The organism is Panacagrimonas perspica (assembly GCF_004364935.1).
In the GTDB taxonomy this organism is placed as follows: Bacteria; Pseudomonadota; Gammaproteobacteria; order Nevskiales; family Nevskiaceae; genus Panacagrimonas; species Panacagrimonas perspica.
In genome coordinates this window covers 1,127,745-1,153,629 of the sequence record NZ_SOBT01000008.1, presented here as the reverse complement: position 1 = coordinate 1,153,629, position 25,885 = coordinate 1,127,745, and the positions used below count along the sequence as shown (strand labels likewise).

The following is a 25,885-nucleotide window of genomic DNA, read 5'->3' as shown; positions in this document are numbered from 1 at the left end:
CAGCCGCTCCACTGCGTTGCTCCAACGGCCCGCGGAGGGGCCCGCCGAGACGGGCGGCATCGGAGTCGGAGCTCGGTGCATCGCGGCGCTCGTCGCAGCTTTCGAAAAGCGCGACTCCGGGCCCTGGGCTGATTCGAACGCTCCAGCCCCATGAAGCGCGGCGCGCATGATCATTCCGGCTTCCTCCGTCGAATTGGCCAAAAGAGAACGCCGAATTGACCGAGCGCGCACGGCCTGGCGCCATTCGCATTCCACGCGCGGTCTTTTCGCATTTCGCGCACGGATCGGCTCCACTGCGCTCGATTGGCGCCGGGACGAGGAACACTTCGGTGCGATCAGGGGCATCAGCCGGCGATCTGCCTGTTCCCAGTTGACAACCGAGCTTGCGCGTCGTGACGGGTCTACGACGTGCGCGATTCGTCAATTCATCGTTCCTGAATCGGCAAGAGCGCAGACAGCTCGTCGAGCAAGCTTTCGAAACATCATTCCCAGGCCGCTCCAGGAGAACCTCATGTCCATCGACTTCACCCTCAGCCCTGAACAACAGCAGCTCCAGGCCGGTGCGCGGGCGTTCGCCAAGGAATGCCTGTGCGGCGTGAACGCCGCGATCGCTCCGTTGTCGAGGCCGGAGCAGCGCTTCTTTGCCACCAAGCCTTTCTACGTGGAGATGGCGAAGGCAGGCTTCGTCCACGCGCTGGTTCCGAAGGAATACGGCGGCACCGGCATGTCGGCGCTCGACTTCGCGCTTGCCGCCGAGGAGATGGCGGCGGTCGACGTCAATGTCGCGAGCACGCTGCTGGGAACGGGCCTCGGGCTGGAGCCGATCATGAATTTCGGCACCGAAGAGCAGAAGCGCAGGTTCCTGGGGGAGATCCTCGAGAAGCCCGGCGATCGGCTGGCCGCCTTCGCGTTCACGGAAGTCACCGGTGGCGCGAACTTCGACAACCCCGATCCCAACGCGGGCGTGCAGACGATCGCCCGTCTCGAGGGCGATCACTGGGTGATCAATGGCAAGAAGCACTACACGACCAATGGATGTGGCTGGGACGGGAAGGGCGCGCACCTGATCTCCGTGGTCTGTCGCACGGACCCGAAGAAATCGCCGACGGAGTCGCTTGCCGTGATCGTCGTCCCCGGCAACACGCCTGGCGTCGAGACCAAGGGCTATCTGGACACGTCCGGTCACCGAGCCGTGGTGTCCCCGATCATGCACTTCGACAACGTGCGGGTGCCGGCGTCCAACATCATCGGCAGGCCGGGAGACGGCATCAGGATCTGCAGCAAGACCTTCAGCTGGACGGCCGCCATCATCGGCGCCGCCTGCGTCGGCGTGATGCGGACGGCGTTCGATTACGCGCTCAAGTTCGCCAAGAGCGACAAGCGTTCGGGCAGCGTGCCCATCATCGAATACCAGAACGTCGGCTACATGCTGGCGGATCTGAAGATGAAGATCGAAGCGGCGCGTTACCTGACCTGGAAGGCCTGCCACTACCTGGATACGACCGAACGTGCGGGTGACGAGCTGGCGATCATGACGAAGGTCTACAGTTCGGAACTCTGCGTGCAGGCGGTCTACGACGCGATGCGCCTGGTCGGCGTCGACAGCTACACGGAACTGACGCCACTCGCGGGCCTGCTGCAGGATGCGCTCTGCTTCCCGCTCTACGATGGCGGCAACATGGGCGTGCGACGCCGGCAGTTGCATCGGATCTTCCAGACGCCTGGGTATGACCCGATGGCGGCGGCGCACGGTCGAGCACAAAGCCGCTAGGCGATAAGCTCGGGACGCCGACCCGATCGGATCGGCGTGAACGAGCAGGACTGCGCTCGTACCCCCGTCGTCACGACATCACTGGAGTCGGCGCATGAGTCACGCATACGTGGTTGGACACATCACCGTGAAGGATCCGGCGGCGTGGGACGAATATCGCGGCAAGGTTCCCGGAACCATCGCCCCCTGGAATGCGGAACTGGTGTTCCGTGGCAAGAAGGCCGGGGTTCTGGCGGGAGCAAATGCGCACACGGATATCGTCGTCATCCGGTTTCCCACGCTCGATGCCGCGAACGACTGGTACGCCTCGGCCGCGTATCAGGCGCTGATCCCGATCCGGGAGAGAGCGGCTTCGATCGATATCGTGATCTACGAAGCCTGAGATCGATCGCCTCGGTACCCGATCTCGCGGCCCGGTCGAGGAGGCGCGACACATCCACTGAAGTGGATGCACCGCTCTTCCTCGACCGGACGGCGTCGATCACTCAGAACACGGCGGCTGCCAGTTCCTTGAGCTCGTCAATAAGGGCCGCCTCGGTGGTTCCCTGCAGCCAGATCACGCCGCCGTTCGCGCCGGTCTTCGCCAGCTCGGCCAGCTCGGCCGCCGTGCGGAAATAGCCCGTGGGCGAGAACAGCGTGACGTCGATGCTGGCCGGATCGCGCCCGGCAGCCTTGGCCAGCCGTGTGATCTCGGCCCGGCCGTGTGCCATCGACTGCAGATCGGCGGTGAACGGCAACCAGCCATCGCCCCATTCCACGGTGCGCTTGAAGACCAGAGGCGAGCCCACGGAGCCGAGCAGGATCGGCGGGTGAGGGCGCCGCGCGGGACGCGGCAGGCAGATCACCGGCGGGAAGTTGTAATACCGCCCCTGGTGTTCGACGTACTCGCCGGTCCACAGCTTCTTCATGACGGCGATGGACTCCGTCGTCTGGGTCCAGCGATGAGCGAAGTCACCGCCCATCACGCGGCATTCGGGCTCGTTCCAGCCGCCGCCGATGCCGAACAGCACGCGCCCGCCGGAATAGTGATCGAGGCTCGCCACTTCCTTGGCGGTGAGCAGCGGATTGCGTTCGGGAATCAGCGACACGCCGGTGCCCAGGCTGATGGTGCGCGTCGTCACGGACGCGCGTGCAAGCGCGATCAACGGGTCGGGCATCTTGAACAGGTAATCGGGTGAAGGCTCGCCGGGCTTCTTGCCGACGTACAGGTCGGTCGATCCTTCCGGAATCACGGTGTGCTCGGGCACCCAATAGGAAGTGAAGCCAAGATCCTCGGCGCACTTCGCGATGATGGCGGGATCGCCGTTTTCCATGTCCGACATGATCTGGAAAACCCCGACACTGAGACCCTGCTTGGTTTTCTTTGCCATCTCTCTCTCCTCTTCTTTTTTGACGCGACGGTGGCGGGAGTGTGCGTCAGGGTGTCTGCCTTTGCTCGGCCGCACGTCGGCCCCATCGGCCCGTGCTCCTCGGCGCCGATGTCGATATCGACGATAAGGCTCTGCCAGTCGAAGCGAACGCCGGCGCCAGGATGGCGACCGCGAACCTGAGACGACGGTCCCGTCTTCCGGACGTTCCGAGGACCGACGACGAAAGCCGGTTGAAAGCTTGGGTCATTAGGATGTGCCCATGTCCTCATTCGCACCGACCGGCGATTCGCGTCACGTCTCGCTCAACCCGCCTTGCGTTGGGGATGACCCCGCCCGCATGCGTCGCCCGTCCACTGACGCAGCGCGAGGCGGATGCGCTGCTTCCTCGAAGCTGCAGCGTCCTGAAGCGGATTCGATGGTTCTGCTCCGCACGATCGACTGCAAATCGCGGGGCTCTCACAAGAAATGATCCAGCTCGCAACGCTGACTGTCTTCATCTGGCCCGCGGAGGCGCCATGAAAAGCTTGGCTCTCATCGCGGGCGTTGCGTTCATTCTGATCGTGATCGGTTGCGCCTCGTTCTTGCTTGCCCTTTTCGGCAATGGCATCTGGAATCGGCAAGACGCTCGAAGGGAGCGTGGAGATCACGCCGAACCGGAGCAGCGCAAGGCCGGATGACACACCTGATGGCGGGTCGATCACGCCACGTCGCGGAGCGTGAAGGCGGCGAGGGCACTCACGACAGCCCGCCGTCATCCAGCAGGGAAGGCAGCGATCAGGCCTGATCGCTGCCGTTCGAAGTCGTCGCGTGCGGGCTATGGCGCCCTGGAGTTGCCCCGCTCGCGACAGCGTCGGAATCTCTGCAGCAGCGGCTGGTATGCCGCTTCCTCCACCGGGCCGACACCGACCCACTCGATCGCCATCGCGTCCAGGTTCGCCTCATCCGCCCTGGCGCCCTGGCCCATGTTCTGCACCAGGCGTTGCAGCTGGTAGTCGCGACGCAGCGTTTGATCCTCGGGCGGCGTCGGCGTGTCGGTCAGTATCTCGGCTCGGATGCAGAGCAGCCTCAGCGCCGTCTCATTCGCGACGAGATCTTCGGAACGTTCGCCCGCCAGCGCCTGCTTGAGGGCGGACAGCCCGTTCCTGGGCCAACGCTGGGCGGAGGCGATGCAGGTTTCGGCATTCCTTTTCAAAGTGTCGAGCTGCGCCGTCTCTTCACTGCGAGCCATGGCGAGCCTGTAGGTGCGCACGAGGTTGGCGGCCTCGAACAGATCGCTCCAACCGCGCTCCGCGGCGCGTGCATGCTGGCTCGCGATGGCCGCCTCGCAGCGCTTCAAACCTCGATCGAACCGGCTGAGGAGCTCGCGCGTATCCGCTCGCGGAAACTCGCCGATCGCCTCGAAAGCGGTCCGCAAATCGACCAGCGCCGCGCGCTCCAGCACTGCGGGTGGTTCGAGCGCGGCGAGCTTCTCGAGTTGTTCGCACAAGGCAACCGCCTGCGCCTTGTTGTTCTCGAGTCCGGCCGTGTGCGTGGCCGATTCCTGCTGGCGCTTCTGGAACACGGCGTCGCAGTGCTGGCGGAACTCCCCCCAGAGACGCTGATCCATCTCGCGCGGCACGGGTCCGACGCCCTGCCACTCCTGTTGCAGCTTCTTGATCCCCTCGATCGCCTTGCGAACATCGTCGCTCGCGAGCAACTGCCGGGAACGCTCGATCAGCAACGCCTTCTGATTCAGGTTGCGGGCGTGCTCGGCGTCCACCCGGCTTTGCAGGCGGGCGGTGACGGCGACGAAGTTTTCCTGTTGCTGCTTGCCAGCGCGGCGATCGACCGGGGAGCAGAGACGCCACGCCTCCTTGGTTTCGCGCAGCGTGCTGATGACGGTGCGCCAGTCAGCTTGCTCCCAGGGGTATCCCGCCTCGAACGCGGCCAGCTTATCGAGCAACGCGTCGCGACGTCGCAGGTTCTCCTCGAGGATGAGGGCCTGGGCGGCAAAATATTCCGCGCACGGCTGGTACGCCTTGCGGCCGGCTTCCTTGAAGCGTTGCGCATCGGCTTCGAGATTCTCGCCAGCGTCCTTGCCCAGGTTGCGCCACTCCTCCTGCAGGCTCTTGATCCTCTCGGCGAGCTCGGGAGGATCGAGCGTCTCGCCGACGAGCGACTCCATTTCTTCGATCAGCTCGGCGCGCTTCGGCGTCACCGAGAAACTCTTCCAGTCCTTCAACTCGTCGAGCTGCTTGTCGAGCTGCTGCAGCTGGCTGGCCAGAGCGGCAGGCAGGGGCGGAGCGCCGGCCAGGTTCTCCTCGATGGACCGCCGCACGCTGGCCGCGCGGGAACTGCTGCCGACGTTCAGCGCACCGCGTGCCTTGCGGATCAGCTCGCCGATCTGGCGAAGGGCCTGCTGCTCGGCCTGCTGCTTTTCGGCCCGCGCACGGTTCTGCTCCTCGAGAACCTGTTGCTGCTCTGCTGCAGCGGCCGCGGATGCCTGTCTCTGCTGTTCGCGCAGACGCTGCGCTTCTGCAGCCTCGTTGGCGGCAGCCAGCTCGCGCGCTGCCTGGGCCGCTGCCTGGTGCAAGTGTTCTGCAATGACCTGGCGCGAACGGTCGATCCATTGCTGGACGCTGCCGCGCAGCTGCGTGTCCGCGTGCTCGGCGACGGTTTCCCAGTGACTTTCGAACTGATCCAGCGTCGCGCCGTACGAGGCGTCGTAGCCGCGCTGGCTGTGACGTTCGAGATCCCGCGAGGCCGCCGTGATCTGGGCCTGCAACTGCTCGAACTTGCGGGTCTGCTCGATCAGCAGATCGCGCTTGGACGTCAGGATCTTGTAGACGCCCTTGTCATTGCCACCGCGGGTATCGCGGATGAGTTGCCGGAGCACATCCGGATCGTCGATCGCGTGTGCCGCCGACTGGCGAACCCGGGTCGATGTCCCCGCAACGACCAGCCGGGCGACCGCCTGGACGTCCCGGCCATCGATGGCCGCCTGCAAGGCGCTGTCCTCTGCGGCAGCGGGCAGCGCGCGATCCGCCGCGCCCGCTTTGGGAGGCGCCTTGTCGGACTTTGTGGACGGCGCCGGTCGGCGCACAGGAGCGGGAACGGGCGAAACCGGTGGCGCTTTGCGGAACAAGCGCGAGAAGAACGACATTGTTGACCTGCACGGCTGACGTTGGTGTCGGCCGCGCAGTCTACCTGCGCTGGAACCTGCTTCATCCGGTTGGCCCGGGCTTCGATGCCATCCGGATGGAATCCGGGCGTGTCGGTTGTGTCGCGGCCACGACTCCGGACCCCGTCGTAGCCAACGGCGGGGTCACGGTGGATCGCGTGCGCCTATTTCATCGGGAACGCTTTCCGGGACGTCGGGTTCGACCTTGTTTTCGCTGAACCACTTCCTCGGTGACGTCCATCAGGACTCTCACCGCATCGGCAGGTGAATGATCGCGCAGGCGCGCGATGTAGAGCGTGCGGGCCAGCGGCGGGTTGAGTGCAACCGCTACCAGATCACCGGCTGCAATCTGCTCTTCGCACGAACTCGTCGGAAGAATCGTGCACAACCGTCTCTGCATGACCAGCTGGCGGGACAAGGCGAGGCTGTCCGCTTCGATCAGTGATCTCAGCGGAACGTCCTCGACCGAGAAATATTCGCGAAGCAGGGCTCGAGAACCGTTCAGCGCGGCCGGCAGAACGAGATCGAGTTCGTGCAACTGGCTGCGCGGGACGTCTTTCTGCTTTGCGACCGGATGCGAGGGGGAGCAGATGACCGTGACCGGCTCGGTGAGCAGCGGACGTTGCACGATCCGGCGCGGGGGATTGGCCAGCGACACGATGGCGCAGTCGACTTCGCCGCCGGTGAGCTGATTCATCACCGATCCGCTGGAAGCCTCCACCGCGCGGACTCGCAGCGTCGGATGCCGGGCCTGGAGCCGCAGGATGATGTCGGCCATGTATACGTTCGTGAACGTCGGCGGAGCGGCGATGCTGACGCTCTGCGCGTTTCGGCTCGCGGCGTCCCGGAGTTCGGTGATCGTGCTCGACATCCGTTGCAGGATGTCTTCGGCGTCGCGATACAGGATCTCGCCGAAGGGCGTGAGCGTCACGCCGTGTCCGGTGCGCTCCAGGAGCTGGAGTCCGAGCTCGGATTCGAGTTGCTGGATCTGCCGGCTCATGGCCGATTGCGCGACGCCAAGCGCGGCTTCCGCTCCGACGAAGCGACCGGTCTTGGCCACGTAGTAGAAGTAGAGAAGCCGGCGGGAATCGAGGATCTGGGTCGAGGGGCCTTGTTGCGTGGCGGAGGCCGCGCGTCGACGGGGACGGGTTTTGCTCGTCATGGTGCCCATGGGGCAAGCACTTCCAGTGCGGGTCCGACCTAATATCAACTCGGCATTCCAGTTATGCAAGATTGGAATGACGTGGGTGCCTCCCTGGAGCAAGCATGACGGTCGTCAGAGGCGCGAGAAGCCGTTGCTGCATCGTCGGCATCGGTCAAAGCGAATACACCAGGTGGGGCGGCATCAAGGATCGCAGCCAGTTCCAGGTGACCGCAGAGGCCATCCTGTCGGCGCTGGACGATGCCGGGCTGCGTCCCGAGGACGTCGATGGCCTGTCGTCGTTCTCCAACGACAGCAACGAGGCCAACCTGATGCAGGTGGCGCTCGGCATTCCGAAGCTGCGTCTGGCATCGATGGTCTGGAGCGGCGCCGGCGGCGGAACCTGCGGTTCCATCTCGCTGGCCTGCTCGGCAATCGAATCCGGGCGCGCCGATGTCGTCGTGGCGTATCGCGGCCTGTGCCAGGGGCAGGGCAAGCGCTTCGGGCGACATGGGCAGGGCCGGGTCAACGGCAACTTCGTCGACCCGTTCGGCCTCATGGCGCCGCCGCAGATGCTGGCGATGATCGTCCAGCGCTTCATGCATCTGTATCCGATCACCGCCGAACACCTGGCGGAAGTCGCGCTCAATGCGCGGGCCAATGCCAACCGGAACCCGTTCGCCGTGATGCACGACCGGGCGCTGACGCGCGAGGATTACTTCGCCGCACGCTGGATCGCCGAGCCGCTGCGGCTGTACGACTGCTGCCTGGAAACCGATGGCGCCGCCGCCGTCGTGATCACGTCGGCGGCGCGTGCGCGGGATGCCAGGTCACGGCCGGTCGAGATCCTGTCGGCGGTACAGGGCAGCGGACCGGGCTGGGGCAGCGGCGCGCTGTCCGGTCACAACATGCCCGACGCCGACTACGCTTCCACCAACTGCCGCGCGCTGGCCGCGGAACTGTTCGGCTCCGCGGGCCTGACGCCGGGCGACATCGATGTGGCGCAGATCTACGACCACTTCAGCGGCATGGTCCTGATGGCGCTCGAGGATCTCGGGTTCTGCGGCAAGGGCGAGAGCGGTGCGTTCGTCGCATCCGGCGCCCTGCGCTGGCCCGACGGCGAGCTGCCGATCAATACGTCGGGCGGCCAGCTCTCGGAAGCCTACGTGCACGGCATGAACCTCGTCGTCGAGGGCGTTCGCCAGATGCGCGGCACGTCGACGTCGCAGGTTGCCGATGCGAAGACCTGCCTGGTCACGGGTGGGCTGGGCGTCGCGCCGTCGAGCGCAATGATCCTCGGGAGAAACGGATGAGCTGGTTTGCCGACGACATGCCGCGGCCAGTGCCCCACATGGACGACGCCGCGTTCTGGGAGGGTTGCGCGGAGCGGCGTCTGCTGTTTCAGCATTGCGCCGGATGTTCCACGGCGCGCCATCCGCCGACTCCGATCTGTCCGGTTTGCCGCAGCAGCGCGACGCAATGGCGAGAGGCGCCAGCGCACGCCGAGGTCTACACGTACACCGTCATCCATTACGCCGCCCACGCGGCGGTAAAGGATCGACTGCCGTACGTGGCCGCCGTCGTGAGCTTCGCGGGGCTGAGCGGAGTGCGCCTGGTCACCAACCTGACGGATTGCGATCCGGGTCGCGTGCGGATCGGAATGCCGGTCAGGCTGTGGTGGGACGATATCGGCGACGGCCAGTATCTGCCCCGGTTCGCACCACTCGAAAGAGAAGCGTCCTCGTGAGCGCGCCGCCTGCAGGCCTGCTGTCGGGGATACGGGTACTCGATCTGGGCACGATGATCGCCGGTCCGGTGGCCGCGACGCTGCTCGCGGATTTCGGCGCCGACGTGATCAAGGTCGAGCAGCCCCAGGGCGGCGACACGATCCGCAGCAACGGGCCGATCGTTGAAGGCCAGAGCCTGTGGTGGAACGTCGAGGGCCGCAACAAGCGCTCCATCACGCTCGATCTTCGCCTGCCCGAAGGGCAGGCGCTGCTGCGACAGCTCGCCGGCAAGGCGGATGTCCTGGTCGAGAATTTCCGTCCGGGCACGCTGGATCGCTGGGGACTCGGATATCCCGCACTGCAGGCCCTCAATCCACGGCTGGTGATGCTCAGCGTCTCGGGCTACGGACAGACAGGACCCAATGCACAGCGTGCCGCCTACGACCGCATCGCGCTGGCGTTCGCAGGATTCCTGCACATCACGGGCGAAGCCGAAGGCCCGCCGCTGCGGCCCGGCACGGCCGTGGCGGATTACCTGGGTGCGCTGATGGGCGCCTTCGCGGTCATGCTGGCGCTCTACCATCGAGACGCGCGCGGTGGTCCGGGTCAATACATCGATCTGGCGCTCTTCGAAGCGGTGTTCCGCTTTTCCGATGTGCTGATAACGGCCTACGACAAGCTCGGCGTCGTCCGGCACCGACGGGGCAACCTGCATTTCGCTGCGGCACCGGGAAATCACTTCGCCACCCAGGACGGACGTTTCCTCGTATTGACCGTCTCGAACGATGGCGTTTTTCGCCGCCTGTGCGACGCGATGGAGCAGCCCGACCTCCTGAGCGATCACCGATTCGGTTCGCACGCGCTGCGCTGGCAACACATCGACGAGATCAACGAACACGTCGCCCGCTGGATCGCCAGCCAGCCGGTTCTCGACGTCTGCGCGCGGCTCGACCGCCACGGACTGGCGTACTCGCTGGTGTATTCGGCGGCCGACATCGCCGGGGACCCGCACTACGCCGCGCGCGAAACGATTGCGACCGTCGCCACCCGGCTCCTGGGCGATTTGAAGATGCCGGCGCCACAGCCGCGAATGAGCGCCACGCCGGCCGGGCCGTTGCGAGCGGCGCCCGACCTGGGACAGGACACGGACGCGATTCTGCACGAGCTGCTGGAGCTGCCCGGCGGCGAGATCGATCGACTCCGAAAGGCGGGCGTCATATGAGTCCGCTCCCCATTCATCCGGGACGCGGAGCTCGTCGATGAAAACGCATGACGATGTGCTCAGAGGCCGATCGCTTCCCGGTCTGCTGCTGATCGATGGAGAGTCCGTCCCCGCCGTCTCGGGGCGCACGTTCGAGACGATCGATCCGGCCACAGGCAAAGTGCTCGGGCAGGTCGCAGACGGTGACGCTGCCGACATCGATCGGGCGGTAGCCGCCGCACGACGCGCGCTCGAAGGTCCATGGTCCCGGTTCAAGCCGATCGACCGGCAACGCGTGCTGCTGCGCCTGGCCGACCTCGTCGAAGCCCACTTCGACGACCTCGTGCTGCTGGACATCCTGGACATGGGCGTGCCGATCGGCACGCTGGCGCCGCGCAGGACGCGGGCCGTGGCGATGCTGCGCTACTACGCAAGCCTCGCCGTGACGCTGCATGGACAGACCATCGAGAACTCGCTTCCCGGCGAGGTGATGACCTACACGATCAAGGAACCCGTGGGCGTGGTCGGTGCGATCAACCCATGGAACAGTCCGCTGGTTCTCTCGATCTGGAAGATTGCGCCGGCACTGGCGACCGGATGCGCCATCGTCCTCAAGCCCGCCGAGCAGGCGCCTCTGGCGCCGCTGCGTTTCGGCGCGCTGTGCCTCGAAGCCGGCGTGCCGCCGGGCGTGGTCAACGTGGTGCCGGGACATCGCGCGGCAGGTGCGGCCCTGGCCGAGCATCGCGACGTCGACAAGATCGCCTTCACGGGTTCGACCGAAGTCGGCCAGTCGATCATCCGCGCCAGCGCGGGCAACGTGAAACGGGTGTCGCTCGAACTCGGCGGGAAGTCGCCGAACATCGTCTTCGCAGATGCCGATCTGGATCGCGCGGTGCCGGCTGCCGCGATGGCCGTCTTCGCCAACTCGGGGCAAAACTGCCTGGCCGGTTCGCGGCTCTTCGTCCAGCGTCCGATCTACGACCAATTCCTCGAACGCCTCGCGGCGTTCACCCGGGCGTTGCGTGTCGGTGACCCGCTGGTTCCAGAGACGCAGTTGGGACCGGTGGTTTCACACCACCAGATGACGCGCGTCTGTGACTACATCGACAAGGGACGTGCCGCCGGCGCGCGCCTCCTCGTCGGGGGCAAGCGCCTCGATGACAGCGCGCACGCGAACGGCTACTTCATCCAGCCGACTGTCTTCGCGGACGTCGACGACGGGATGGCCATCGCTCGCGAGGAGATCTTTGGTCCGGTGATCTGTGCTCTGCCCTTCGACACCGAGGACGAGGTGATCCGAAGGGCCAATGCCACCTCGTACGGACTGGGCTGCGGCATCTGGACACTCAACATCCACACGGCGCACCGGGTCATGCGACGTCTCAGGAACGGGACCGTGTGGGTCAATTGCTACAACCTGCTCGACGTCGCCGTCCCGTTCGGCGGCTACAAGATGAGCGGATACGGACGCGAATCCGGCCTCGAGCACGTGGAGGAATTCCTCCATACGAAGTCCGTGCTGATCTCGGTCCAATGAAGCAGCGCCGGTCCGGAGCCGGACGCAAAAGGGGGAGGGGATGGACACTTTCGACTACGTGATCGTCGGCGGCGGAACCGCAGCGGGAATCCTCGCCTACCGTCTGGGCGAGCAGGGCCGTTCGGTCTGCGTCGTGGAGGCGGGTCCCGAAGACCGCAACCCCTACATCCGAATGCCCGTGGGGTGGTTCAAGACACTCAAGGATCCCCGGGTGACGTGGCAGCTCCAGTACCAGGGATCGGACGGCACGCTGGGTCGCGTCACGCCGCTGGTCCAGGGCAAGGTGCTGGGCGGATCGAGTGCCGTCAACGGCGCGGTCTACAACCGTGGCCAGAAGGAGGACTTCGATACGTGGGCCGAACTCGGCAATCCCGGGTGGAGCTACGCGGATGTCCTTCCGTATTTTCGAAAGAGCGAACACCTGTACGGCATCGGGGATGATCGCTACCGCGGACGCGAAGGCGCGATGCCGGTGAGCCCGATCTCCTGGCGAACGCCCGTCGGTGAAACGTTCCTGGAAGGCGCCCGTTCGATCGGCATTCCCGAAAGTGCCGACTACAACGGCGAGACGCAGACCGGCGTCAATTACACGCAGGGGAACATCCTGCGCAATCGGCGCTGGAGTACGGCGCACGCGTTCCTGCATCCGGCACGGCGTCACTTCAACGTGCAGGTCCTGACGCAGGCCACGGTCACGCGCATCGTCCTCGAGGGCAAGCGCGCAACCGGCGTCGAGTTCCGCCGCGAAGGCGAATCCCGGACTCGCTCCCTTGCCGCCACCCGGGCCGTGGTGTCGTGCGCCGGCGCCATCGGCAGCCCCAAGCTGCTGCAGCTCTCGGGCATCGGCCCGGCGCACGTGCTCCAGGCAGCAGGCATTGTGGTTCGAAGTGCGCTCGAAGGCGTGGGAGAGAACCTGCGTGATCACTTCGTGCCGCGCGTGATCGTGCGCGCTCGCCCGCATGTCACCAGCGTCAACGAACGCGTCAAGGGGATGGCGTTGCTGCAGGAGCTATTCGCATGGGCGAGCGGCCGCCCCAGCGTGCTGGCCATCAGCCCGGTCCTGATCTACGGGTTCTGGAAATCCAGACCCGAACTCACGCGTCCCGACATCGCGCTGTCGTATTTTCCGGCGAGCTACAAACTCGGAATGATCGGTCACCTCGACGACAAGCCGGGCCTGACGTGCGGCGGGTTTCAGTTGCGTCCGGAGAGCCAGGGCTACGTGCGGGTGCAATCCGCATCGGACCTGGAGGCGCCGGTCATCCAGCCCAACTTCCTCGCCCATGAAACCGATCGCGGCGTCGTCGTCGCGGCGCTCAAGTGTGCGCGCGCGATCATGCACTCGGTCCCGATGCAGCGACTGGTCGAATCCGAAATGCTGCCCGGAAGCGACGTTCAGAGCGACGATGAATGGCTGCACTACGCGCGCCAGTACGGGAGCACGGGCTACCACCCGGTAGGGACCTGCAAGATGGGCGTCGCGAGCGATGCGCGTGCCGTCGTCGATGCGCAACTCAAGGTGCACGGACACGACGGTCTCTACGTCATGGACGCCTCGGTCATGCCGACGCTGATCTCGGCCAACACGGCCGCGGCGACGATGATGATCGCGGAAAAAGGCGCGGATCTCCTGGGCGCCGCCCCATAGCAGCCGGAACGGAATCGAATCGTGGACCCTGTGCAAACCGAGGACGTGACCGACATTCTGGGCGACGTCTGTACGCAGTCGCCGTACGCGTATTTCGATGCGTTGCGCTCGCACGAGCCGGTGCACTGGAATGCCCGGCATCGCGCCTGGCTGATCACGAGCCATGCCGCGGTATCCGAAGGCCTGCGCAATCCGAAGCTGCTGTCCAACCGGATGAAGAAGCTGCGCGAGAGCCTGGCGCCGGACAAGCAGGCGACGGTGGGACGGACCTTGAGGCTGCTCGAGGACTGGATGGTCTTCCAGGACAATCCTGATCACAAGCGCGTGCGCAGCGTCGTGCAGAAGGCGTTCACGCCGCAGGTGGTGCTGCGTCTCGAGGACGACATCCGCGCGCTCGCGCGCGAACAGGTCGCGTTGCTGCGTCGGCGCCTGCAGCAAGAGCCCGGCAAGCCGATCGATCTGCTCAACGAGATCGCCTACGAAATTCCCGGGCCGATCATCTGCAAGATGCTCGGCGTCCCGCCCGAGGACCGATACCAGTTCATCGCCTGGACCGAGGAGGTCTCGAGCGTCATCGGCGGCTTTGCCGACGACCCGGAACGCTACGAGAAGACACACGCGGCGGTGACGTCGCTCGAGGCGTACCTGACGACGGTCATCGCTCAGGATCGGGGCGGCGAGGGCAACCTCATGGCTCAACTCGTGGCGGCCGAGGCGGATGGTGAACGGCTGTCGCGCAGCGAGGTGATCGCGAGCGGCATCCTCCTGTTGTTCGCCGGCAATCGAACCACCTCCTGCATGATCGCCAACGGCGTGCGAGCGCTGGCATCGCATCCCGAACAGGTTGCACTGCTTCGCGCCGATCCGACGCGGATCAACGCGGCCGTCGAGGAGATCCTTCGGTGGGAGTCCCACACCAAGGCCACGGTGCGGATCGTGGGCGAGGATTTCGAGTGGCATGGGCAGCAATTGCGTGCCGGGCAGCGAGTGTTCCTGTCACCGCTGTCCGCCAATCGCGATCCTGCGATGTTCGAGGATCCCGCGCGCTTCGACATCGGTCGACCCAATGCGCAACGTCACATTGCCTTCGGCACCGGCGTCCACCTGTGTCTGGGCATGTCGCTGGCGCGGCTCGAACTGCGCATCTTCTTCGCCGAAATGCTCGACACGCTGCCGCACCTGCAGCTGGTCGATCCGGACGGCCAGTGGCTGTCTTCGATCGTCAGCCGCGTGCAGCGCGAGTTGTGGATCACCGCGCGATCGTCGTGAATCAACGGACAACAAGCTGGGGCCAGGAGAACTCGATATGAACAAGCAGACAGGCGAAATGCCAACTTTCGACGTGGTCGTCATCGGCGCCGGGATCGCTGGCATGTACGCGTTGATCCGGCTGCGGGCCCTGGGATTCAGCGTCCGCGTCTTCGAGGCCGGCACCGATGTGGGAGGCACCTGGTATTGGAACCGGTATCCCGGTGCGCGCTTCGATTCCGAGAGCTACAGCTACGCCTACTCGTTCGATGCGGATCTGCTTCAAGAGTGGAACTGGAGCGAACACTTCGCTGCGCAGCCCGAAACGCACCGGTATCTGCGGCATGTGGCCGAGAAATACGATCTTCGTCGCGACATCCAGTTCAACTCGCGAGTCGCGGCGGCCGAGTATCACGCCGAGGACCGCAGCTGGGTCACGACGACCGAGGACGGAGCGAAGGTGCGGTCGCAATTCCTGATCACCGCCATTGGCATCCTGTCCGCTCCGCACATCCCTGCCATCCCGGGACGCGAAACATTCAAGGGACGCAGCTGGCATACGTCGCATTGGCCCAAGGAAGCGGTCGACCTGAGCCATCAACGGGTCGCGGTGATCGGCACCGGCGCCACGGCGGTCCAGCTCATCACCGAGATCTCCAAGAACATCGGGCATCTGACGATCTTCCAGCGAACGGCCAACTACACCAAACCGCTGCGTAACCAGGCGATCCGCGACGAGGAGCAGGCCGCGCTCAAGGCGAGCTATCCCGAAATGTTCCAGCGCTGCAAGCAGACGTTCGGCGCCTTTCTCCACGACATCGATCCGCGTTCGATCTTCGATCTCGAACCGGAGGCTCGCCGTCAGCATCTCGAACAGTTGTGGAACGAACCCGGGTTTGGCTTCTGGCTCGGAAACTTCCTGGACACGTTCATGAATCGCGAGGCGGCCGAAGTGGTCTCGGAGTTCGTGCGTGAAAAGATTCGCCAGCGCGTCAACGATCCGAAGGTCGCGGAGATGCTCACTCCGCGCGACCATCCGTTCGGTACCAAGCGCGTGCCGCTCGAAAGCGGTTATTACGAGGCCTTCAATCGGCCCAACGTCGAGCTCGTCGATCTCAAGAAGCATGCGATCCGCCGCATCACGCAGACCGGCCTCGAAACCTCTGAGAAGGCGTACGAGTTCGACGTCATCATCTTCGCCACTGGCTTCGATGCGGTGACGGGATCCTTCGCGCGGATGCAGATCCGGGGCAAGGACGGCGTGCTGTTGAAGGACAAGTGGGCTGACGGACCGCAGACCTTGTTCGGCCTCCAGGGTGCCGGCTTTCCCAACATGTTCACGATCGTGGGTCCGCACAACGCCGCGGCCTTCTGCAACATCCCGCGATGTATCGAACAGAACGTGGAGTGGGTGTGCGAGGCCATCGCCCATGTCCGCAAGACAGGCCACCGATCGATCGAGCCGAAGACGGATGCGGCAGCCGCCTGGACCGAGCACGTCAACGAGCAGGTCGAGCACATGCTCATCGCCCAGACCGACTCATGGTTCATGGGCAGCAATATTCCGGGCAAGAAGCGGGCGTTCCTCGCCTATTTCGGCGGCGCCCCGGCCTACCGGCAACGCTGCGATGAAAGTGCGGCCAAGGGCTACGAGGGCTTCGACATTTCGTGATCGCCTCTCCGGACGCCTCATGGAGCGCGACGAGCACTCCATGAGGCGTCCGGAGTCTGGGCGGTTCAGCCGCTTCTTTGCGGGCGGTACTGGCCCGGGGAAACGCCATGCCAGCGGCGGAAGGCCCTCGTGAAGCTGGCCGTGTCCGCATAACCCAAGTGCACGGCCAGTTCGTCCAGCTTCATGTCGGTCGTTCCCAGCATCTGTTCGGCGAGCTGGCGGCGCGTGTCCTCGACCAGGTCGCGGAAGCTGGTGCCTTCCTCATCCAGCCGTCGACGCAGGCTGCGCGACGACAGGTGCAAGGCCCGCGCGACCTCGTCCAGGCCGCAGACCTGGCCCAGTCCGCGGAGCAGCTGCTGGCGGACCCGTCCGGCGATTCCCGCGATCTGGCGTCGTTCCAGCAGCTGTCGGCACTGATCCTCGAGCACGCGCACCAGGTGCTCATCGAACGTGGGCAGGGGCGTCGTGGCCACCTCGAGATCCATGACCACCGCGTTGCGAGGCGCCGCGCAGCAGACCGGCAGGCCGGAAAGCTGGCGGATGCGGTCGGCGGCCTCGCCGTCGCGGCCGGTGAACTCCAGGTGCCGGACGACGCGGCCGGTCAGCTGCAGTTCGCGCATCAGATTCAAGGCCGTGCCCATGTCACGTTCCAGCAAGAACTGCCGCAGCGGGAGAGGGATTTCGGACGGGTCGGCGCACACGATGAAGCGATCGCCCTCGACGGCGGACGAGAACGCGCAATAAGCCGTGCTCAACGCGATATAGCGCAGGGCGCGCTCGATCGCCTCGCGCAGGGACCGGCTGGTGCGCAGCGTGAAGCCCCAGGTACCGAAGGTCGACACGCTGTAGCGCAGGCCCAGCTCGAAACCGGGCGCCGCTTGGTCCGGCAGCGCGAGGACCAGGTTCTCGATCAGCCGCATTTCCTGCTCGGGGGTGGCCAGCTGGTTCGGGTCCTGCAGCATCGCCCGGGTGATTCCCGTGCCGGCCAGGCAGGTGTCGGCGTCGATCCCATGATCGATCGCGAAATTCAGGATGACCTGGCTGATGGTCAGGCTGTGCAGGACAGGCTCGGCGGACATCGTGCTCCCCGGATGTGAGCGAAGACTGTGACCGAACGGGCCGCCCCTGGCCAGAAATGCGCGGCGGATGGCCATGTCGGCCCTCAACGTCGGGGGACCCGGTCCCTAGGCTGTGACCCACTGATCACAGATGGCAGAACGCCGACAGGGGAGCGACATGGAACAGAATCTCAGCGCACTGAACCGGGAGGCCATACAGGCCGCGAGGCAGTACATGGGGCATTTCGGCTGGGGAACCGTCGCGCTGTCGGCGGCCGTGCTCGTGGTCTTCATCGGCAATATCGCCCTGTTCGCTGCCGGTGTCATGCCGCTGTGGGCCGCGTTCGTGATTTTCGCCGCCACCACCTACCTGTCCTACACCCCGGTGCATGAGGCGGCGCATGGCAACATCCACGGCGACCATGCCGGGCGCAAGTGGGTCAACGACCTGTGCGGCTACCTGTGCGCGCAGATCATCATGATTCCTTATTCCACGCACACGGTGGAACACTTCACCCATCACCGCTACACCAACCAGCCCGGCAAGGACCCGGATGCCATCCTGAAAGGGATGACGGATAGTCCGCAGGCCTTCGTCGTCGGCGTGGCCCGCTTCCTGTGGACGCAGATCACGTTCCTGTTTCATGGCTACTGGGAAACGGCGCCGCGTCGCGAGAAGCTGATCTTCTGTGCCGAGGTCGGCATGGCGATTTCCTGGCGGGCCCTGTTGCTGAGCGTGCTGCCGCTGCTGCCGGGCCTGGTGCTGCTCGTCGGCGCCTACGTGGTCGGCGTGATCTTCACCACCTACTGGTTTGCCTTCCGCCCGCACCATCCCTACGAGGACTCCGCGCGCTATCGCAACACCAACAGCCTGATCATGCCGGTCTGGATGAAGCCTCTCGAGTGGTTCTGGCTGGGCCAGAACCTGCACTCGATCCACCACGCTTTCCCGCGGGTGCCTTTCTACAAGTACCACGCCCTGTTCCGGCAGATCGAGCCGATCATGCGGGCGCATGGGGCACCGGTGCTCGGCATCTTCGACCGGCAGCCGGTGGTGTCCGCCTGAGGCGATGAGAAGCGGACGAGGTCTCGTGCCTGGAGAACGCCGGAACACCGCGCGCGTTCTTCTGCCGGAGCAGAGCGGCTGAGCAAATCGTGCGCGCGGTGAAAGCGCTTGGCCGAATTCCGCATCGCGGTTTACGGCGCCATCGCGCGACGCTCATCTGCCGCCCCATTTTCCGTGAAACGAGATGACGACGGCCGCGTCTGGGGCCGGAGGGAGTGGGGCGGCAGTCGCGAGCGTCGCCAAGCACGCCTCATCAGATGGCCTGGCCGCCAGACACTTCGATCCGCTGAGCGTTGATCCACCGGTTGTCGGGGTTCAGGAGCGACGCGATCATGGGTCCGATATCGTCCGGGACACCGACACGACCTAGCGCCGTCATGTCCGCGAATTGCTTGTTCAGATCCTGGACGTCACGCACGGCGCCGCCCAGGAAGTCTGTTTCGATCGCGCCGGGCGCTACGGAGTTCGCGGTGATGCCCCTCGCACCCAGCTCCTTCGCCATGTAGACCGTGAGGACCTCGATGGCGCCTTTTGCGGCGGCGTAGGCCGAAAATCCCGCTACCGACACGCGCGTCAAGCCTGAAGAGATGTTCACTATTCGTCCGCCATCCGCGATCGTCGACAGCAGCGCCTGCGTCAGGAAGAACGGGCCCTTGACGTGCGTATCGAACAAGGCATCGAACTGGGCTTCTGTCGTCTCGGCGATGCTGGCCATCTCGCCCTGACCCGCGTTGTTGATCAAGTGATCCACGGATTGTCGGTCCCAGGTCTTCGAAAGAACGGAGCGCACCGTGGATGCAAAGGCTTTGAAGCTGGACACGTCGGATACGTCCAGCTTCAGGGCCTCGGCTTTGCGACCCAAGGACTGGATTTGTGCAACCGTGGACTTCGCTTCGTCCTGCCCGTTGCGGTAGGTGAGGATGACGTCCCCGCCGTGCCGCGCAATGCTGATGGCCGTGTTGCGGCCCAGGCCCCGGTTGCCACCGGTTACGAGCGATACCGTCATTGGAGTCTCCTGATAAGTCCTTGGGAACGGCTACTGTCGGTCGATCAGCGAATCGCGGGTTGCCTGATCTTGCGTTCGTTCTTGCCTATTCTTGCGGCCGGCTCGGTGTCCACCGCTTTCGTCGAATTGGGCTTGCTTCTATGCTGCGATTGCCCTTGGCGAATCTGACCTGGCAATGACACACGATCTTCTCGAAGCCGCACGGCGATTCGCGGATGCGCACGTCGACGTCGATGGCGTCGCACGGACGCCCTTTCCCGGCTTCGTGCTGTTTCGTGAAGCTGCACCCACTCCCCTGAATTACTGCGTCAACAAGCCGCTGGTGGCGATGGTGCTTCAGGGAGCCAAGCGCGTCACGGTCGGCGGGAACACGGTCGATTTCGGTGCCGGTCAATCGCTTCTGATCACTGCGGAAGTTCCCACCATCAGTCAGATAACGCTGGCGACTTCGGGCGCGCCGTATTACTCGCTGGTCCTCGAACTTGATCTGGCCCTGGTCGAAGCATTGGTGGTGGAGATGGGGACCGCGCCATTCGTCGTCGGAGCACCGGTGAAGGTCGAGTCCACCGAGACCGAAGTCCGGGATGCCGCGTTTCGTCTGCTTCATCTGCTCGATCGCCCCGCGTCGGTTCCGATGCTGCAGGAGCAATTGATGCGGGAGCTTCACTTCTGGCTGCTGGCCGGACGGCATGGAGGCGCGATTCGAGCGCTGGGCGTCACCGATAGCTATGCGAGACGGGTCGGGCGTGCGGTGTCGCTGATCCGCGCCGAGTACGTCAAGCCGCTGCCCATGGAGCGTCTCGCCGAAGCCGCCGGCATGAGCGTCTCGACGTTCTACACGCACTTTCGTGCTTTCACGTCACTCACGCCGTTGCAATATCAGAAGCAACTCAGGTTGATCGAAGCGCGGCGATCGATGCTGGCAGAGGGCACGCCCATCGCACACGCTGCCTACGGTGTGGGATATGAAAGCATTCCCCAGTTCACCCGGGAATACGCGCGGATGTTCGGGAATCCTCCGGCGCGTGATGTCAGAGAAGCCCGGACAAGGACGCGGCGGCTCAACAACGCGTCGAACTGAATCGCCCTGGCGCGCGTTCCACTTTCCCCGTGTGAGTCCGCGATCACAAGCTGATCGAGCTCGAGCGCGTTCATTGGCGACACGCTGCGGGACGCGAACGCGATGCCAAGAACCGGAGTGCCGGGCCGACGTCCGGACGCGAAGATGGGTCTCCTTCAAAGCACAGTCGGAGACACGGAAATGAATCTGCATCGCAAGACGTCGTCGGTGCGCAGCACCTTTGAATCGGGTCACAACATCCTGAGCGCGACAGGGCTCTCCCGCGCGTTCCTTCGTGGCATGTTTGCATCGAGCGGACTGTTCGGCGCCGATTCGTCGCTGAGCGGACCGGAGCAGGCGAGTCTCTACGCCGAGCTGAAATTGCCGGCAGGCACGGTCCCGCCGTTTTGCGTCACGACGGACGTTCCGAACCACTGGCGGCTCGCCGCGATCCGCTCCGTTGTGCGCGTGATCCTGGGCGGCAACGTCGACGGGTATGCACGTCAGATTGCCTTTGCACGCCAGTTCGGTGTGTCGGGCGACGTGCTCTCGGAGGTGACCCGAACGGTGCGAACCGCCATGCTCGTGTACGGCGTCGGCGCGCCGGTGCAGCGGGATGTCCGGTTCGACATCATCGCGTCCGCGACACCAGGCGCGAACGAACACTCGACGCAACGCAGCCGCGCTTGAAGTCGTCCGAGCTGCCAAGGCAAGACCGTCGCGGGCATCTGCGACGGTCTGCCGCTTCTTGCGCTCGCGCCCGTCCCGTGGACCGACCGCGGATGGCGCGCTTCCGCCTGGATTGCGCTATTCCGCACACGAGCCGCTCGAAATAGCAGAGGGGGGATTTCGGGCGGCACGCGAGCAGGGCGCGTCTCGAAAACTTACTTCACGAGCGTCACGGGGACAGGTGAAAGGTGGATCACCCTCTGCGCCACGCTACCCAGGACGAGGCCCTTGACCATCCCCAGTCCACGGGTGCCCATCACGATCTGCCCACATCCGAGTGCGGCAGCCTGTTCGGTGATGGCCGTTCCCGGAAATCCGATGACGACGTGTTCGTGGTGCGGAATCCCGCTGGATTCCAGCAGCGCGACTCCTCGGGCCAGCACTTCCCGGCTGTGCTCCGTCTGGCCCCTGCGGATCGCCTCGATCATCGAGCTGGTCACGTATTCGCTGATGACGATCGGGTAGTCCTGCACATTGAGGAGATGGAGTTCGGACGGGCGCGCAGCCTTCGGCTGTTCAACCACGAATCGAAGCGCGCGGATCGACGATTCCGAACCATCGAATGCAACCAACACCTTTTGCATGGCAACTTCTCGCGGATGGGGTTGCGGGACATTCGCGCGTCTCGTGTTCCGTCGCATTGACGCGGGTCAATCGTGAGATGACCCCATCCTCGTTTGCACTGGCCGCAGGCCCTTCGGCACGTCGTTCGTCCGAAGTTCGAGCGCCAGGCCCTGTTGCGGTCCGGGCACGTCCGGTTCGTCGGGACGCCTCCGCGGCTCGCTGGCTTGGCTTGCTTTTTCGGCGTGGAATCCGCTTTGCACCTGGCCGGAACCTGGAGTCCGCATCACGCGCGATCAGAGATATGGCGAGAACAGCCAGAACGCCGAATCCCACAAGCGCGCGAGCAGCGGGCGACGGCGCAGGTCTTCGATATCGAGCAGCTGGCTGGTGGCGAGAACCGAATCGAAGTGCGTCCGCAAGCGCGATGCGAATCCGATGTCGTAGGTTTCGAGCGTCAGTTCGAAATTGAGGCGCAGGCTGCGCGGGTCGAGGTTTGCCGATCCGATCACGGCGTAATAGTCGTCGACCAGGAACAGCTTGCTGTGCGCGAACGGCGCGGGTCGCAAGTAGACTTGAATCGGCGTCGCGTCGAACTGCATCAGCCAGCGGCGGGTTGCCGCGTCGAGCCACCAGTGATTGCCACGCCGGGGCAGCAGCAGTGACACCTCGACTCCTCTGCGCGCCGCCACCCCGAGCGCGCTCGACAGCTCCGGCGTCGGCACGAAGTACGGCGTCATGATCCGCACGGCGTGGTGCGCGTTGGCCAAGGCGCCTAGCAGCAGGACCTGTAGCCGGCCGAAATCTTCGTTCGGGCCATCCGTGATGACGCGACAGGCTGCGCCGCCGTCGGCCGCTCTGGCGTCAATGGCGTCAATGGCGTCGCCACTAGGCAAGTGCTCGCCAGTGGTGATCTGCCAATCGTCGGTAAACACTTGGTCGAATTGCTTCACCACCGGGCCTTCGATGCGGAAGTGCAGATCTTCCGCATACCCGCGACGCCGGCGGTAGCCGGTCCAGCCTTCGAGCGTACTAGGAAGCAGGTGATGGTCACCGATGTTCATGCCACCGACGAAGGCGAGCGCCCCGTCGACACACAGCAGCTTGCGATGATTGCGCAAGTTCACGTGCCACAGCGGCGGCAGCAGCCGGGGCGGCATGAACATCCCGACCGGGATCCCGTAGTGCCGCAAGATCCGGCTGCCGCGGGACAAGCCGAGGTCGCCGATGCCGTCCAGCAGCACGCTGACCTGTACGCCGCGGCGGCGCGCGGCCGCGAGCGCTTCGGCAAAGCGCTGCCCGATACGGCCGTTGTCGAAGATGTAGCTCATCAGCCAGACGCGCGTGCGGGCCTCGTCGATCGCCTCTAGCATCGCGGGATAGGCCGCCTCGCCGTTGTGCAGCGGTGTGATCCGGTTGCCGCCGACGAGCGGGCGCCGCGTGACCGAGCGGCCGATCCGCATCAGCTCTCTGACTTCCTCAGCGATGGAGTCCGACATGGGCGGTAGCGGATCGTCCGCCGGCAGCGCAGCGGAAGGGGCCGGCACGCCGCGTTCCACCCGCGCTCTGCGCTCGACGCGATTGACGCCGAACCAGAAATACAAAAGCGTTCCGATCACCGGGACCAGCAGGCACGCGAGAATCCACGCCCAGGCGGAGCGTGGATCATGCTTGTGCAGCAAGGCATGGGCCGCCACCGAGCCGGCCAGCAGGACATGGAGTCCCGCTCCGAGTGCCTCCAGCGTAGTGGGGTCGAAAGGTCCGGTCACGCCGTCACCTTGCCTGCGCGCCGCTGGCCGGCGCAATCATCGACCCGAAGCCAGGACGGTGCCGAGCGCCCACGCACAAGCTTCATACCGCGCGGCACGGGCACGCCGCATCAGCCTCCGATACGCGCGTCGATTGCTCCCAGCGTGAGTCTGTCGAGCCCGTATACGTCGGGCTTGTACGAGACGCGCCCGTCGGCGTGAACGTCCACGGTCCAATACATCAGCAGGATCGGGATCGACCGAGGCAGGGGAATCGACATCGTGGTGCCTGTGGCGGCTGCATCGTCCAGCGCCTCACGGGTCCAGTGCTGATCGTTCTCCATCAGGATCGCGGCCAGATCGAAGGGATGTTCGACGCGAATGCAGCCGGAACTGAAGGCGCGTCGTGCCGACGAGAACAGCTCGGTATGCGGCGTCTCGTGCAGATAGACGGCGAAGCGGTTCGGAAAGCGGATCGCGATGCGGCCCAGCGCGCCGTCGGGTCCCGCGTCCTGGCGCAGGATCACGTCGCCGGCGTGGCGCCAGTCAACGTGGCCGGCGTCGACTTCGGCGCCACGTCCGTCGAACGCACGCAGGTGGTGGTTGCGCAAGTAGTCCGGCTCGCGACTCAGGGCCGGCAGCACGTCGTGTTCCAGGATCGTCGGCGGCACGATCCAATGCGGGTTGATGGTTAGCTCGGTGATTTCGGCACGGAATATCGGGGTGCGCCTGTCGGGCTGTCCGACCTGAATGCGCGACGTGAAGATCACCTCGCCGTTGCGAATGTAGCGCACGCGGAATCCGGCGATGTCGACCAGGACGAAATCGCCGGGCAGGTCGTGCAGCAGCCAGCGCGCGCGCTCGAGATTCGCGCGAATCTGCTCGATCCGGGTCTGCGTGGAAATATTGAGGGCCGCGCGAGTTCTGGAGCCGAGTCGACCGTCGACGTCGAGATACTGCTCCTTCTGGAACGAGCGCAGTGCAGATTCCAGCGCGGGGTCAAAGATCTCGCTGGCCGCATCGGCGGGCCCGGTGTCGTAGCCGCCGAGCGCCAGCCGCCGACGCAGCGCGGGAACGCGGACATCGGAGTGGCCTGCGTCGATCGTCGGACCGCCGGGAATGGTGGGCCATCCGCCGTGGTCGGCGATCTGGACAAGACGCTTCAGCCCGTCGCGAAGGTCGCGATAGATTCGGTGCTCGGGTCTCGCCTCTGCGTACACGGCGTCGAGGGTGCCTTCCTCGACACTGCTGATGGCCGATGCCAGTCCTTGCTGGATATCGATCTGCCGGCGTTCGACGTTCCAGATCGAGCTGAGCGCTCGCGGGTCCAGCTTTCCGCGGTACAGATGCAGCAGGCTCTTCAGAAAGCCTTCCGTGATGGACCAGTCGAGCTCGGCTCGCGCCGTCGGGTCGACAGGTGGGCGCAGCGCCGCATCATCGAGCAGCGCGAGGCCGTAGGAATCTGGCGAGAGGCCGTCGAAGCGTAGTCCCTGGAGGTTCCTGCGCAATGCGGACAGGCGATCGGCTTGTCCGAGCCACGCCGGCGCGGCGTCCCTGCGCTCGTAGAAGGTGGCGATGGCGCTTTCCAGTACCGTGGGTCCTGCCACCGAGCCGCCCGTGACAACTGCCGCATGCTCGCGATCGACACGGAGTGCCAGCACGTCGCGGGTCGCGTCCGTTTGCGCCGCTGCCACCACGCTGGCGTGAACCCAAAGCCCTATGAGCACGGCCAACGCGAAGCGACCGCTGCTGCCGCCGGCCCGATTGGCCCCAGGCGTCACCGGCGGGACCGTGCCCAGAAGCCGAGTCCGCAGCGACATGCGCGAACTGGCGTCGATGCACAGGCTGCCGAACCGGCGGATCGGCAGTACCGGGGGATGGATCGAGATCACGGTTCTGCGGCGCGCCGATAGCGGGGCAGGGAGCAGGGCTCCTAAGCGCTTGCGCAAGATCAGCCTGCCACAGCATTCGCATTCGGCTCCCTGGACGCGTTCGACGCGGGCGATCGCGTGCTCGCCCCGCGTCGCCTGCCTGGCGAAGTCCTCGTCGACTGAGCCATCGGGTCTCGTCAGGTCGTGCCGCAGCCGATCCCGGCGATCTCGAAATTCCGAGCGCGCCTGCCGTAGAAGATTCAGCCGTGTCGCAATCAACGTCATCTGGGTTCCTTTTCGTGCCGGCAGGA

21 protein-coding genes are annotated in these 25,885 nt (G+C 65.2%); 13 read left to right on the top strand and 8 right to left on the bottom strand.

Annotation, left to right across the window (positions count from 1 at the left end; translation table 11 throughout):
- Positions 1-511 precede the first annotated feature (511 nt).
- Complete coding sequence (locus tag DFR24_RS05210; RefSeq protein WP_133880256.1) at positions 512-1,771, top strand: acyl-CoA dehydrogenase family protein; 1,260 nt, start codon at positions 512-514, stop codon at positions 1,769-1,771.
- 94 nt (positions 1,772-1,865) lie between these two features.
- Positions 1,866-2,153, top strand: a complete 288-nt coding sequence (locus DFR24_RS05205; RefSeq protein ID WP_133880255.1) for a DUF1330 domain-containing protein — start codon at positions 1,866-1,868, stop codon at positions 2,151-2,153.
- Between the two features lie 103 nt (positions 2,154-2,256).
- Here DFR24_RS05205 and DFR24_RS05200 read toward each other — a convergent pair whose 3' ends face one another.
- Positions 2,257-3,141: a TIGR03619 family F420-dependent LLM class oxidoreductase gene (locus DFR24_RS05200; RefSeq protein ID WP_133880254.1), complete on the bottom strand. Its 885-nt coding sequence runs from the start codon at positions 3,139-3,141 to the stop codon at positions 2,257-2,259.
- A gap of 515 nt (positions 3,142-3,656) precedes the next feature.
- Here DFR24_RS05200 and DFR24_RS24355 point away from each other — a divergent pair.
- Positions 3,657-3,818, top strand: a complete 162-nt coding sequence (locus DFR24_RS24355) for a hypothetical protein (protein ID WP_162851055.1) — start codon at positions 3,657-3,659, stop codon at positions 3,816-3,818.
- A 137-nt stretch (positions 3,819-3,955) separates the two neighbouring features.
- Here DFR24_RS24355 and DFR24_RS05195 read toward each other — a convergent pair whose 3' ends face one another.
- Entirely contained in the window at positions 3,956-5,905 is a 1,950-nt protein-coding gene (locus tag DFR24_RS05195) for a DUF349 domain-containing protein (RefSeq protein ID WP_210772445.1), read from the bottom strand.
- Between the two features lie 565 nt (positions 5,906-6,470).
- Positions 6,471-7,463, bottom strand: a complete 993-nt coding sequence (locus tag DFR24_RS05190) for a LysR family transcriptional regulator (protein ID WP_162851053.1) — start codon at positions 7,461-7,463, stop codon at positions 6,471-6,473.
- Positions 7,464-7,567: 104 nt separating this feature from the next.
- On the opposite strand from DFR24_RS05190, the gene DFR24_RS05185 reads away from it, so the two are divergent.
- The 7 genes from DFR24_RS05185 to DFR24_RS05155 are packed head-to-tail and all read left to right on the top strand — an operon-like array spanning position 7,568 to position 16,475.
- The gene (locus DFR24_RS05185; protein ID WP_133880251.1) at positions 7,568-8,755 is read left to right on the top strand and encodes a thiolase C-terminal domain-containing protein; all 1,188 of its coding nucleotides are present in this window, start codon (positions 7,568-7,570) and stop codon (positions 8,753-8,755) included.
- Positions 8,752-9,189: a Zn-ribbon domain-containing OB-fold protein gene (locus tag DFR24_RS05180; RefSeq protein WP_133880250.1), complete on the top strand. Its 438-nt coding sequence runs from the start codon at positions 8,752-8,754 to the stop codon at positions 9,187-9,189. Before DFR24_RS05185 ends, DFR24_RS05180 begins: the two co-directional genes overlap by 4 nt.
- Complete coding sequence (locus tag DFR24_RS05175; RefSeq protein ID WP_210772446.1) at positions 9,186-10,391, top strand: CaiB/BaiF CoA transferase family protein; 1,206 nt, start codon at positions 9,186-9,188, stop codon at positions 10,389-10,391. The genes DFR24_RS05180 and DFR24_RS05175 overlap by 4 nt, the downstream gene beginning before the upstream one ends.
- 37 nt (positions 10,392-10,428) lie before the next feature.
- Positions 10,429-11,907 (top strand): aldehyde dehydrogenase family protein, encoded by a 1,479-nt coding sequence (locus DFR24_RS05170; protein ID WP_133880249.1) that lies wholly within the window; start codon positions 10,429-10,431, stop codon positions 11,905-11,907.
- Between the two features lie 40 nt (positions 11,908-11,947).
- Positions 11,948-13,555 carry a GMC family oxidoreductase gene (locus DFR24_RS05165; protein WP_133880248.1) on the top strand — a complete coding sequence of 536 codons (1,608 nt, stop codon included), beginning with the start codon at positions 11,948-11,950 and terminating at the stop codon, positions 13,553-13,555.
- A 21-nt stretch (positions 13,556-13,576) separates the two neighbouring features.
- The gene (locus DFR24_RS05160; RefSeq protein WP_133880247.1) at positions 13,577-14,824 is read left to right on the top strand and encodes a cytochrome P450; all 1,248 of its coding nucleotides are present in this window, start codon (positions 13,577-13,579) and stop codon (positions 14,822-14,824) included.
- A gap of 37 nt (positions 14,825-14,861) precedes the next feature.
- Entirely contained in the window at positions 14,862-16,475 is a 1,614-nt protein-coding gene (locus DFR24_RS05155) for a flavin-containing monooxygenase (RefSeq protein ID WP_133880246.1), read from the top strand.
- A gap of 65 nt (positions 16,476-16,540) precedes the next feature.
- On the opposite strand, the gene DFR24_RS05150 is transcribed toward DFR24_RS05155, so the two are convergent.
- Positions 16,541-17,554: an AraC family transcriptional regulator gene (locus DFR24_RS05150; protein ID WP_133880245.1), complete on the bottom strand. Its 1,014-nt coding sequence runs from the start codon at positions 17,552-17,554 to the stop codon at positions 16,541-16,543.
- 157 nt (positions 17,555-17,711) lie between these two features.
- On the opposite strand from DFR24_RS05150, the gene DFR24_RS05145 reads away from it, so the two are divergent.
- A complete protein-coding gene (locus tag DFR24_RS05145; protein WP_133880244.1) occupies positions 17,712-18,599 on the top strand; it encodes a fatty acid desaturase in 888 nt (295 codons plus the stop codon).
- A gap of 253 nt (positions 18,600-18,852) precedes the next feature.
- Here the strand turns inward: DFR24_RS05145 and DFR24_RS05140 are convergent, their stop codons facing one another.
- Positions 18,853-19,605, bottom strand: a complete 753-nt coding sequence (locus DFR24_RS05140) for an SDR family NAD(P)-dependent oxidoreductase (protein WP_133880243.1) — start codon at positions 19,603-19,605, stop codon at positions 18,853-18,855.
- A 175-nt stretch (positions 19,606-19,780) separates the two neighbouring features.
- Here DFR24_RS05140 and DFR24_RS05135 point away from each other — a divergent pair, with 175 nt between their 5' ends.
- Complete coding sequence (locus DFR24_RS05135) at positions 19,781-20,686, top strand: AraC family transcriptional regulator (protein ID WP_133880242.1); 906 nt, start codon at positions 19,781-19,783, stop codon at positions 20,684-20,686.
- Between the two features lie 180 nt (positions 20,687-20,866).
- On the top strand, positions 20,867-21,355 hold the full coding sequence (locus DFR24_RS05130) for a hypothetical protein (protein WP_133880241.1): 489 nt from the start codon (positions 20,867-20,869) through the stop codon (positions 21,353-21,355).
- A 194-nt stretch (positions 21,356-21,549) separates the two neighbouring features.
- Here DFR24_RS05130 and DFR24_RS05125 read toward each other — a convergent pair whose 3' ends face one another.
- From DFR24_RS05125 to DFR24_RS05115, 3 genes are all read right to left on the bottom strand, one after another.
- A complete protein-coding gene (locus DFR24_RS05125) occupies positions 21,550-21,978 on the bottom strand; it encodes a universal stress protein (RefSeq protein ID WP_133880240.1) in 429 nt (142 codons plus the stop codon).
- A 273-nt stretch (positions 21,979-22,251) separates the two neighbouring features.
- Positions 22,252-23,724 carry a phospholipase D-like domain-containing protein gene (locus tag DFR24_RS05120; protein ID WP_211346585.1) on the bottom strand — a complete coding sequence of 491 codons (1,473 nt, stop codon included), beginning with the start codon at positions 23,722-23,724 and terminating at the stop codon, positions 22,252-22,254.
- A 110-nt stretch (positions 23,725-23,834) separates the two neighbouring features.
- Positions 23,835-25,859 carry a L,D-transpeptidase family protein gene (locus DFR24_RS05115; protein WP_133880239.1) on the bottom strand — a complete coding sequence of 675 codons (2,025 nt, stop codon included), beginning with the start codon at positions 25,857-25,859 and terminating at the stop codon, positions 23,835-23,837.
- Between the last annotated feature and the right edge of the window lie 26 nt (positions 25,860-25,885).